This window comes from Phascolarctobacterium succinatutens CAG:287 (assembly GCF_000434895.1).
Classification (GTDB): domain Bacteria; phylum Bacillota; class Negativicutes; order Acidaminococcales; family Acidaminococcaceae; genus Phascolarctobacterium_A; species Phascolarctobacterium_A succinatutens_A.
In genome coordinates, this window is sequence record NZ_FR892803.1 from 1 (window position 1) to 11747 (window position 11747).

General features: G+C 37.1%; 11 protein-coding genes and 1 pseudogene. 1 reads left to right on the forward strand and 11 read right to left on the reverse strand.

The window, feature by feature from the left end:
- Positions 1-201: 201 nt before the first annotated feature.
- The 11 genes from BN587_RS07275 to BN587_RS07325 form a co-directional block, all read right to left on the reverse strand.
- Positions 202-2682, reverse strand: coding sequence for an ATPase (locus BN587_RS07275; RefSeq protein WP_021720475.1), 2481 nt, complete (start codon positions 2680-2682; stop codon positions 202-204).
- 23 nt (positions 2683-2705) lie between these two features.
- Positions 2706-2966: a VirB3 family type IV secretion system protein gene (locus BN587_RS07280; protein ID WP_021720476.1), complete on the reverse strand. Its 261-nt coding sequence runs from the start codon at positions 2964-2966 to the stop codon at positions 2706-2708.
- A 184-nt stretch (positions 2967-3150) separates the two neighbouring features.
- On the reverse strand, positions 3151-4182 hold the full coding sequence (trbB, locus tag BN587_RS07285; protein ID WP_021720477.1) for a P-type conjugative transfer ATPase TrbB: 1032 nt from the start codon (positions 4180-4182) through the stop codon (positions 3151-3153).
- Between the two features lie 14 nt (positions 4183-4196).
- The gene (locus BN587_RS07290; protein WP_021720478.1) at positions 4197-4403 is read right to left on the reverse strand and encodes a hypothetical protein; all 207 of its coding nucleotides are present in this window, start codon (positions 4401-4403) and stop codon (positions 4197-4199) included.
- Complete coding sequence (locus tag BN587_RS11945) at positions 4393-4851, reverse strand: hypothetical protein (protein WP_303684900.1); 459 nt, start codon at positions 4849-4851, stop codon at positions 4393-4395. Before BN587_RS11945 ends, BN587_RS07290 begins: the two co-directional genes overlap by 11 nt.
- A gap of 274 nt (positions 4852-5125) precedes the next feature.
- Complete coding sequence (locus tag BN587_RS11430; RefSeq protein WP_021720480.1) at positions 5126-7669, reverse strand: type IV secretory system conjugative DNA transfer family protein; 2544 nt, start codon at positions 7667-7669, stop codon at positions 5126-5128.
- Positions 7666-8427, reverse strand: a complete 762-nt coding sequence (locus BN587_RS07305; protein ID WP_021720481.1) for a TrbI/VirB10 family protein — start codon at positions 8425-8427, stop codon at positions 7666-7668. Before BN587_RS07305 ends, BN587_RS11430 begins: the two co-directional genes overlap by 4 nt.
- 14 nt (positions 8428-8441) lie before the next feature.
- Positions 8442-9239 (reverse strand): hypothetical protein, encoded by a 798-nt coding sequence (locus BN587_RS07310; protein ID WP_021720482.1) that lies wholly within the window; start codon positions 9237-9239, stop codon positions 8442-8444.
- 5 nt (positions 9240-9244) lie between these two features.
- Positions 9245-10039 (reverse strand): TrbG/VirB9 family P-type conjugative transfer protein, encoded by a 795-nt coding sequence (locus BN587_RS07315; RefSeq protein ID WP_021720483.1) that lies wholly within the window; start codon positions 10037-10039, stop codon positions 9245-9247.
- A gap of 16 nt (positions 10040-10055) precedes the next feature.
- Positions 10056-10754 carry a type IV secretion system protein gene (locus BN587_RS07320; protein WP_021720484.1) on the reverse strand — a complete coding sequence of 233 codons (699 nt, stop codon included), beginning with the start codon at positions 10752-10754 and terminating at the stop codon, positions 10056-10058.
- Between the two features lie 19 nt (positions 10755-10773).
- A complete protein-coding gene (locus BN587_RS07325; protein WP_303684902.1) occupies positions 10774-11088 on the reverse strand; it encodes a TrbC/VirB2 family protein in 315 nt (104 codons plus the stop codon).
- 444 nt (positions 11089-11532) lie between these two features.
- Between BN587_RS07325 and BN587_RS07330 the strand changes: the two are divergent.
- A pseudogene (locus BN587_RS07330) lies at positions 11533-11747 on the forward strand (hypothetical protein); the annotation flags it as partial.

The window sequence follows — 11747 nt, forward strand, 5'->3', positions numbered from 1 at the left end:
GACCAGATTACTTCAGAGATTTCTACAAAAAAACAGCATAAATGCTAACTAATGTTCATAACTAAAGTAATACTCATAACTTTACTAACTTTCATAACTAAGATAATAAAAATAACATTCATAACAGTAATTAAAAAAAGACGCTCTGACAGCATTTCATTAGGCTATATGAGCGTCTTTTTTTCTGCAGACTATATATAATTACAAGGCCATATAAGCTTCTTTTGCATCACGAAGGCCTTTATAATCAAGCCAGTGCACCATAAAATCATCATCAGGATAAGATTTCTTAATACGTTCACATTCGGCCTGATCATCTTTGCTGGATGCAGCAAGAATACTTAAAGCATAAGGAGAAAGAGCAAGGTCAAATCTACGCTTGCCTTCTGCAGAAACAACGTAATAATCATGCTTCGGTCTGGAATCAGCAATTATCTGGCGTTCACGGTAATTAAGATTAAAGAAACCATAAACTTCTTCATTGCCTTGATTCAAAGCCTGGGCATTAGGCAAAAAGAAACGAGTCATGCAGCTTTCAATGATAGCACTTGAAATGCTGCATTTTTTTATGTCTTCAAGATTTTGCGTAGCAAAGATAATGCTTACGTTATTCTTACGCATGGTCTTAAGCCATTCACGGATTTTCTCAGCAAAAATAGGGTTATCCAGAAAGGTCCAGCACTCATCAAGGATAATGAAAGTAGGAGAACCATCACAATTTTTCTCAATTACGTGGAAAAGATAAAGCAGGGTAGGCATAACAGCATTTTTCTTGCTCATAAGCTCGCCCATCTCAAAAGACTGATAGCTGCCAAGCTTTAAGCTGTCAATATCACTATCAAAAAGCTTGCCATAGGCACCAGCTGTATCAGCAATACCTTTTGTTTCAACAACAAAAGGCTCGAGTGCATCTCTAAGCTCCATATTCTGTACGAACACCTTAATGGCCGTTAAAGTACGTTCATCGGGAGGCGTAGCAGCAACAGAGGTAAGAGCGTCCCAAATAGCTTTACGCTTTTCAGGATTCATCTCAACGCCCTCCTGAACAAATAGCTCCTGCAGCCATTCACTTGCCCAAACTTTTTCGTTTTCATCATCGATATAACGGAGAGGTTGGAAAGCAAGATTATTGGCACTATCATCATTACCGAGGTCATAAAAATTACCTTTTACTGCTGCAGCAAAAACTCGACTGGAAGCACCCTTATCAAAGACATAAATGCGAGCTTTCGGAACGCTGCGGAATTGACTGGCAAGAAAATTAAGAAGAACTGACTTACCACTACCGGTAGGACCGACAACAATACTATGGCCAACATCACCTACATGAATATTAAGGAAAAAAGGAGTAGAGCCTTCAGTTTCAACCTGAGCAATCGCAGGAACAGGCTTACCAGAACACTCCGAAAGATGCTTACAATATTCATCACCTGACCAAACACTAGATAAAGGCAAGATATGACACAGGTTAAGAGAACTAATAGCTTTTCTGCGTGGATCAGCATAAGCATTACCAGGCAAAGAACCAAGCCAGGCACTGGCAGCATTCATGGTTTCAGGAGCAACAGTAAAGCCTTTATTAGAATAGATACGGCTGATCGCACGAACCTTATTCTTAAGAATATCCATACTGCTGTCAGAAATAATGATATTGCTTGTAAAATCGCCAATTGAAATGAAATTATTACCTAATTCGACAAGAACATCATCCGCATCAGCAAAACGCTGGAGAGAAGTACTGTCGACCATGACAGATTCCTCTTTATAGAAAAACTCACGCAGCATTGTCAGGATATTCTTATCGTTAGCCTTCCACTCACGCTTCAAGGTTTCAACATCACCCTGAGAATCGACTTTATCACGGCAAATAAAACGAGTCACCCAACGGTATTCCATATTAAGCCTGTTAAGCTCGTCCAGCATACAGGGAAAACTTTCTGGAGGGAAACTGCGTATGCAGACAGGAGTAATATGCTCATTTTCAAAATCATCACCTAAAATGGGATAACTGCCACCAAAAAAAGGCATATCGCAAAGCATATCTCCCAAACAAACAGGTTCTAAAGGTCGCTTAACTTTCTGCTTGCGCAAGCTTACGCAGCTATGCAGATAGGTAAGCATTTCCTCATCATCAAGCAAGTGACAGGAATAGACTACAGAACTGAATCCATCAAAAAACTTGTTTAAAGAAGTCTGAAACGATTCAAGATTATCATAAAAAACTTTACGCATATCAGTATCGTTTTCTAACTCATTTCTATAAAAAAGCTTGGCTATCTTAGCCTTTCTGGTACTTTTAGGCAAAAACTGCAAAGTAAAATAATACTCACCAATAAAGTACTGATCGTGGTTAAAAAAATTCTGACGTTCATAATCCATCATCTGACAAGCTTTGTCAGGGAAAGTCCTGTCTTTATAAACATTAGCTTTTACACGTCTAGCTTCAATATAAAAGCACCAGCCTTCACCAAAAACCTTAAGATAATTGTTAACCCTGGCAATAAGAGCCATAAGTTCTTCACTTGTAGCACTTTCCTGATCAAGTCCATTATAGCGGATAGTCGCCATAAAACTGCCGTCCTCATTCAGAACAATTCCCGGGGCACATAAAGCAAACCACTGAACATGACTGGATAATTTAGTGTATTTAAAATTATACTCTCGCAAATCAAATAAATGCAAAATCTACACCTCCAAAAATCTGATTACCAGAAGACTTTTTTGCTTTGGATGTGATTTATAACAACTTTAAAAAATATATCATCAGTTTTTGTTGCTTCACGCATAAACATATGAACTACAAATGCAACAGGCAAAAACCAATACATCTGCATCATCACACCAATCGCAACAGCAATACTCCAAAAACCGATACAAAAATTCCTGTCAACACCAAGCATCAAAATCGGATTAATAAGAGATTGATGAAAAGGGATATAATAACCATCCGGTTTTCCTCTATCCATAATGACCTCCTAACAAAAATAATCAAAAACATAAAGATAACTTAAGTTATTTTCATAATTATCATAATAAAAATAACTAAGCTAATTAATATAATGTTCATTATCACTATTATGTTACTAACTAACGTTAGTAACATAATATAAGTTAGAATACTAATTTATACTATAAAGATAAGTAACATTATTAAACTTTTACACCTTCAAGAAGCTGAAAAATCTTTGAAGAATCATATTCTAACGTAAAGGCACCAGTCTCTACATCATAATCTTTAACATAAGCCACTTCCTTGATAGTGCGTCCACGGACCATTTTGCCATCAATTAACTTGGAACTGCGAGATATAAAGACGACAAGATTTACAGTAGAACCGATAAGACTATTGACAACACTAAGCGGTGGGGCAGAAGAACCATTACCACCACTCTCTAAAGAAAGGGCTGCAATACGCTTCAAGCATTCGAGCGCATCATTAGCATGAACAGTAGAGATGCCACCTGGATGGCCGGTATTCCATGCTTTGAGTAAATCATAAGCAGCTCCATCACGGACTTCACCAACAATAATCCTATCTGGCCTGCGACGCATTGTTGTACGTAAAAGCATATTCATATTGACAGCATCGCTTGTACGAAAAGATTCATAATCTTCAGCAGTACAATTAAGCTCACGGGTATCTTCAAGGATAACAAGTCTGTCACGAGTTTTGCTAATCTCATCCAAAATAGCGTTACATAAAGTTGTCTTACCACTGCCTGTACCGCCACCTATCAAAATGTTAAGTTTACGATGAACGGCAGAACAAATAATATTTTTCTGCTGTTCAGTCATAACTCCTTGCGAAACGTAATCATCAAGAGTAAAAACAACATCTGCAGGTTTACGAATATTAAAAGAAGGTAAAATAGATATATCTGGCAGGCTGCCTTCAAAACGATAACCATATTTAGGCAGTTCCGCACTTATCAAAGGCTGGTTCTTAGTAGCAATCGTTTTACTGAATGAAGCAACGGTTTCAATAATCTTACGTCTGTCTTCTGCTTTAAGCACAATATCTGTCTTTACGCGACCAACACCGACATATTCAATCCATACGTGTAAATCGTTGCTATTACAGTATACCTCGATAACATCATCACGAAGCAAGGACAATGCCAATGGGCCTAAAGCATTATCAAGCAATATATGGGCACGGTTCTTACCGGAACTTTGTTCCACACTAATCTCTCCAATCAAAGGTTAATTTTTTCGTCAAGTAAATCAGAGATAAATCTACCATCTACTAATAAAACTCCACGACGCCATCTTACAGGAACAAGCAACTTCATCATCTGCATTACGATATAATTTCTGGAATAACAGTCACGCATAATAAAAACAAATTCATCAAAAGGGTAATCCTTATGAATATCTACTGAAATATTAATATTACTCGACATTATTCTCCTCATTATTATCATTCAAATCATCAACAGATGCTGTCTTAGCATACAGATCTTTACGATATTTATCTACAAAATCCATGATCTCACCTTGAACGTCAGGCCTGTTCCGAATAAAATCGGCAATAGCAAGAAGAATTTTTTTATCATCATCAAAAAGAACATCAAACGAACCTGAATTATTAAGCCTTCTAATATTAGCAGGATTCTTACAGGCAGATTGCAAAGACGTATACATTTCTACGCCAAGAGCAGAAAAAACTGTAGATGCTACGCTCATAGTAGCAGATACACGAGATGTATTAAACTTCTCCTTAACGCTACGGCTTTTTCTTTTCAGAGCTTCTTCTTTAAGCTTCAGCTCATTTCTTAATTTTTCCTTTTCTTCATTTACGGATAAAGCAGATAATGCTGCATCACCAAAAGAGCCGGGTTTTCTAGGCATAATATTCCTCCTTAACATAACGTATATAATAAAAATAAGGATAGTTATTAAAATAATAAAAATCATATCAATAACTAAAGTTAGTAAAATAACTTTAGTTATGAACATAATATCCATAACACTGTATAAGACAGTAACATTACACATGAAAATTAGGTTCATAACTAAAATAATCTTAATAACAAAAGTAATCAAAGTTAGTAAAGTTATCTTAATAATGGAAATAACCGTAGTAACATTCATAACTTTAGTTATTTCCATTATCTTGATAACTTTATTTTTTATTTTCTTCGGCTGCTTTTTTGGCATCCATAAGAGAATGATAATCGCTAATATTCCAACAACGATCGTTAGGAGCAACTATATCACTAAAGACCGGTGGCTTAATCTTAGTACGAGGCAGGAAAACAGGATCTTCAAAATACCTGATCTTGTTACAATAAATTGGCGCAAGACCTTTACAGAAAACCAAAAGTTTTGACGGATCCATAGTGGAAACCTCATTAGGATACATCAACGGCCTCGACATAAGGCTATCATTATAACTTGTAGGCATAGGCAAGATATTACTGTTCCTTGAACTTGATGTGCTTTCAATAGTCTGATTACCAAGCTTGTCAGATAAATACTTAGCACTATTATTATCACTAGGCGTATGGTAAACCTGAACCTGGCAGTTAGATACTACATAGTTATCTTTACCATAAATGTTATTAATCTGATTCAAATCCTGCGTAATAATACAAGCCTTCATGCCATAGCCGGCAATAAAGCCTTCAGATATAGCAAAACCATCCATCTTGCCAAGGGCAGGGAACTCATCTAAAAGCAGCAGCAATCGATGCTTATGTTCTTCAGCCTTACCATCAGAAAACTTCATTTCCTCAACGTTAAGACGCCATAACATATCAACGACAACACGAAGAAGAGGACGAACAACATCCATTTCGCCAGGACCAAAGACAAGATAAAGACTAATAGGCTTCTTACAATCCATCAAATCTTTCATAACAAAATCACTGTCCCTGATATTATCAACAATGATAGGGTTACGATATAGAATAAGAGCAGTATTCAACGTCGAAAGAATTGAACCAAACTCTTTATCAGGTTTATCTACCATAGATTGAAAAAGCTGACGGACATGCGGATGCAGACCATCACGATTAACCTTATCGGGATAAAGCTTTACAAAGAAATCATCATTTTCCTTACCGTCAGGTGCATGACGATAACCATGGTTATTACCATCAAAATTAGTAATATAAGTCTGAAATTTTTTCTGCAAGCCACTTAATGTCTCAGATTCTTCGCTTAATGCTTTTTTATACTCTTCTTCATCAAGTTCAGTAACATTGTCAGGATCAACATTCGCCATTAACAGAACCTTGTTGACATCAACTTTAATTTCAGGCATTTCTTCAGCTAATGCCTTACGTTTTTCCTCATCTGCAGCAATTTGCTTCATCAAAGAGCCAGGCTGAATATTATCAGACGGAGATACGAATTCATCTTCACCATCATCAAAATCAAAAAATTCATCATCATTACAGAAAGAATTCAAAGAACTGGAATACTGCTTTAATGGACTGAACAACTTATAGACCTTAGCATTATCAGCAGAATCAGAAGCAGAATCAGAAGTATCACTATTACTGCTATTATCGTCATTTTTAAGATTATCAGCAACAGCCAAAGCCTGGTCTACAGAAGTAATACGACATTCTGTAGTTTTTTCATAATCCTCCATAAGCCGGGCATCTTCTTCAATCTTTTTCTTGATAGCTTTCGCTTTTTCAGCAGACTCTTTACCTTCGCTGCCTTGACCATCATAAAGAAAGTCAAGAACATCAGAAAGGTTTGCTGTACGGGGAGGTTCATTACCATTATGAAAGCGTTTGGCATAAAGCAGATGAAGAACAACACCTTGCAAAAGATCCCAAGCATTATTTACCCAATGCGCATTGTTTCCGTCACCACCTTTACCGGTAGGATCAACAAGAATCTTAGTAATAAGCTGCAAATCATTCATCTCATATGGAGTACCGATGCGAATCTCATCAAGCGGATTATAATGGCAGCTCTCACGGCTAGTCGGCTTAAACATGAAAACATCATTACCAAGCTTATGTTTTCTGAAACCTGCAGTAAGCTCCCAGTTTTCGCCTTTGATATCAGTAACGATGGTAGAACCTTCCCAGGCAAGCAGAGTAGGGACAATGTGACCTACGCCTTTACCGGAACGTGTAGGAGCACAGATAAGAATGTGCGTTTTTGAATTATCGCGTATATACTTACCATTATCAAGACGACCTAAGAAAACCCCTTTACCACAGAACAAATCATTATCATTCCTATGACGATTATCAGCAAAAGCCTGAGAAAAATTTCCTTGTTTTAGGAATTTAAGAACAGTCAGAAGCTTTTCCCAGCCTGTTCTTCCATCCGGATCATAGCTATATTCAACAATCTCTTCTTCTGTAGCAAAATGAGCACTGCCATGAGAAACGAATTCAATTTTGCTGTTACGGGCTATAATCAGACATCCCAAAAGCATAGCTCCACCTAATGCATACATTGCAGGATTAAAAGCATAAGTATCAAAAATCCATGCAGCTTCTTTTCCGTAAGAAAAGTACCAGCTTATCCATATAAAAGGAAAATAAAGATGAGGAAACCCAAACCAGGACAAACTTCCATAAAGAGCCGGCTGATAACTCAAAATATCAGCTATTTTTTGACTAGCATATATACCAGCTAATAACTGAGCTAGAAAGTTTAAACCTAATAAAAGTAATACTCTTTGCTTTTTATTCATGATTTATACGGTTCCAAGACAACATCCTGATCAAAAATTATATTAAACTTATAACCAGGACGGATAATTACAGTAGGAGCTATATTCAAATTCTTATTGACAATACTTGATGTAGCAGAAGAAATATTGTTAGCAGCTTCAGAACCTGCCTCAGATTTAAACGTAGTATTGTTATTATTAGAATCCGTTGCAGCAGCTACACCACCTGTAATAGCACCACCTATAAGCGCGGTCCAAATTACTCGTGCATAATGGCTTCTTACTTTATCTTTAAAACCAACATAACCTTCGTTGTCGCTGCCATTAAAATTAGGTAATACCATGCTTTTCCCGTTCGGAAGTATCATACGCTGCCAAATTACGGCTCCACGAGTCTGAGCAAAAGCAGTATTACTATCATAGATACCAATAAGCTTAGTGCCTTGCGGAATAAGCAGATATTTACCTTCAACAGTATCGTAAACATTCTGAGATACCTGTCCAATAACAGTACCAGGCAAATCACTGTTTAGACCAGTAACAAGAACTCCAGGAACAACAGTTCCGGCCATAACCTGATAAGGAGAAACACTGTCTAAAAGTACACCTGGGGACATTGTATTAAGGTTAAGAGGCTGTTTAGAAAAAGCAAGATGGGCAGCCTTTAGATTTTGATCATTTTGCTGCTGAACGCCGGAAGCAGAAGATGAACCTTGCTCATCAGCAAAACAAACACTACTCAAAAGACACGCTGCTAGAGTAAAATGTAATAACTTCAAAATCAAAACCTCCTTTAATTATCTTTGTTAAGCTCGAACCGAATAGGACTTTCATTAGCCTTTGCTTTGAGTTCAAGCTGTTTTTCCAGAGCCTTAGCATAAGCTTCTTCGGCTGGATCAACCTTATGCTCAATAGCTGCACCGGAAGGGTGGGGAGGAACATAAGGAGCAGGAGGGGCAGACCTTGTGACAGGCTCAGAATAAACTGATCTATCCTGAGTTCCTGCAGAAGAATTCTGATTACGCTTAGCAGCATAAGAATCATTGGAATACGATTCGGAATTGCCAGACTGACTCTTATATAACTTTTCTTTTTCAGCCAAAGTCTTATAATCTTTAGGAACATTTTGAAGATGATTACCTGTCACGGCAGTATCATTAGCACTTTCCTTAGCCAGTTCTGCTTTACTGGCTTTAACATTACTTTCATATTTTGATGTAGTAAACCAGGAATTAATTGAAAAGAAACTAATCAGAATAGCTGCAAAAATACCGAAACCAATATAGGTCTTTTTCTTATCAATACCAACAAAAAACTTTTCCTGATCGGCTTTCCCAACAATTTCAAATGACTGCTTAGCTTCAGCTGTATCAGCTTTCTTTTTTGACCGCCAATTTCGCCAGCGAGTCATCAAAGCATTAGAAAAGTTGTTTTTTTTCTGTTCTGTCATATCAATAAAGCTATCACCACCTGTTTTAGCATCATATGCTTCAACAGATTGTCTTTGAGCAGCTTCATTTTTTTCAATATCGTCGCGTTCTTTGGGAGAAGCCTTTTCAAGCTTCTCTCTACGTCTTGCTTCATTTTCCATAATAACTAATCCTCATAACGATATTTTACTTTGACTTTTTTCCCGCCTAGAACAAAAACAGCCTGATCGACAACTCGGTCAACAATGAAATATCCATCAATAAAACGATAAGATACCAAAAGGAGTTTGTTGTCGTCATCAACAACAAATACGGCCGGCAGCTCAGTATCCTTAATATCCGATTTCATCTTAAAATACGTCTTATATTCACTACGAAAAACATTTACTGGAGACCATTTATAATGAGTATCAGATATCTTATAACCAAATTTAATCTGTGACGGATCAATAGAACTATAAGATTTAGTCTGCTGCTCATCATAAATCTGGGTATCACTCTTTGGATAAATCCAGCTGACCATAGGGTTATAAGCAGAACCTGCTTCAACAATAAGCTGATAAGAACGTTTATCAGTATTAATAACAATATTGGTGCTGATACCATTCTGGAGAGGCTTTAAAAAGATATGCTCTACAGCATTACCAAAACTGCCAGTCTTGGCATTATCAATACGCCAACGGGCAGTATCGCCACCACCGACATATTTCAAGGTTTCGCCAGGCTCCAAACGGATATCAGTAATAAAACCAAGCTGAGTATAAATTTTGAAAACCTGCTGCGGAAAATAGGGGAATGTAACTTCTACACCTTTGCTTGCAGCTTCATAAGCATCCTGTACAAATCCTTCGGAACCATAAGAATCTGAAACAATTGGATTAGCAGGACTTTCGGCAGCAAATCCACAAGCGGGTATACAACCAGCAATCAATGCTGCCAAAATTAAAGATTTCATATACATTACTATGCCTCCTTGCTTACTTCTGTCCCTGGCTAATAGTAAAGTCTTTAACTTTCACACCCAAAGGATTAGAATAAACAGTTTTTTCATCTAAAGCCGTCTGCTCAACACTGAAAAATGCTTCTAATTCATATTCACCAATGACTTTGCCGGAATTATCGTAAGAAACTTCATTCCAACGCACATTAAAAGTATTTTCCTGTCCTGCAAGTGGTGTAATGCTCTTTAACTTAAGCATAGTAGTAATACCATCTTTCAGCTTCTGCTGATGATTTTCACGCATAGCCATATCGTTCATCTTCTGAGATGTTTCAGTTGTCAAAAATGTATACGCTTCATTCCAATTAGATTCATAAAGTACCATATCTTTAGGTAAAGTACGGGTTTTACGGATAAGTTGCCAGATAAAATACTCATATTGTTTATTATCAGCCACAGATTTAGCAAGAACCTTGCTTGAAGAGATAACTGCACCTGTAGAATTATCTACTTCTACAATATAAGGAACAATGGCACTGCGAACACCAAGATAGCTTACCATGCCAACCGCAAAAACGTTAACACATAACATACTAATGGCAAAAAAACGCCAATTAGCTGCACTATGCAAAGATAAGCCCATTTGACTTAAAAATCCATTGACACCTTTTTGATAGTAACTGTCTGGCATAGAATCATCAGGAACCCTACTTTGAAATTTTGATTCAAAAGCCATAATATATCTCCTAGTATAATTATTTACCAAACATTGCCGTAATAAACTGATTACCTAAAATAGCTAAAGACAAACCCATAACCAGCTTGATAGCCGTACGGCCGAACTGACCACCTTCACCCATAGCCATCATGACACCACAAACTACAACAGTAATACTTGCTGCCAATCTAGCAACAGGACCAGTTAAAGACTCCTGCAGCATAGTAAGGGGTGTTTCCCAAGGCAGTGCTGCAAAACAGTTCTGGGGTACAATAACGTACAATGCAAGCAAAGCAAACGCATAAAACATAGTAACAGGATCAGTAAAAGGTTTTACCATTAATTTAATCAATTCTTTTTTTCCATCTTTATCACTCCTTATTAAAAATTATGCGTCAAAGGTGAAGCTGGAAAATAAAAAAACCTCTGCACGCAGGACATTTAATAACGGAGGACTTAAGTTTCCGTTCCCTCGTGCCAGAGGTTAAAAAATTTGCGAATCAAACCGAAAAAAGAAAAAGACATCCAATCGAACGTAAAATTGTTCGACTAAATGCCTCTGGGAACCCAGGTATTCTAATTTTCTAATGCTACTATATACCACAGACAAAAATATGTCAATAGAATGAAAAAATATAGTTAAAAAAATGATTGATTATAGCATATAGGGCAGTGGCAAAGTAAAGGGGAAAGCGGCCAACCCCACCTAACCCCGCTTTCCTTATCCTTGACTTTGCCGCCCTATATGCTATATCAAGAGTATAAATCTAATAATATATAAAGGAGAATGATGAAAATGATTATTAGTATTACAGGACACAGACCGAATGGATTACCCAAACAATATGGATATAACCTCAATAACGAAGCCTGTTCTAAGATAAAAGAATATATTGAGGTTACTATTGAAGAATGTTACAAATACGCTACCCAAAATGAAGAATTAACATTGGTTAGTGGAATGGCGCTAGGAGTTGATACTGCATTTTGGGAAGTAGCAGCTAAGCTACG

Bases quoted from the DNA above. Each gene is read 5' to 3' on its own strand.
- BN587_RS07280 (WP_021720476.1), bottom strand. From the start codon at position 2,966: ATGGATAGAGGAAAACCGGATGGTTATTATATCCCTTTTCATCAATCT.
- BN587_RS07290 (WP_021720478.1), bottom strand. From the start codon at position 4,403: ATGTCGAGTAATATTAATATTTCAGTAGATATTCATAAGGATTACCCT.
- BN587_RS11945 (WP_303684900.1), bottom strand. From the start codon at position 4,851: ATGCCTAGAAAACCCGGCTCTTTTGGTGATGCAGCATTATCTGCTTTA.
- BN587_RS11430 (WP_021720480.1), bottom strand. From the start codon at position 7,669: ATGAATAAAAAGCAAAGAGTATTACTTTTATTAGGTTTAAACTTTCTA.
- BN587_RS07310 (WP_021720482.1), bottom strand. From the start codon at position 9,239: ATGGAAAATGAAGCAAGACGTAGAGAGAAGCTTGAAAAGGCTTCTCCC.
- BN587_RS07315 (WP_021720483.1), bottom strand. From the start codon at position 10,039: ATGTATATGAAATCTTTAATTTTGGCAGCATTGATTGCTGGTTGTATA.
- BN587_RS07320 (WP_021720484.1), bottom strand. From the start codon at position 10,754: ATGGCTTTTGAATCAAAATTTCAAAGTAGGGTTCCTGATGATTCTATG.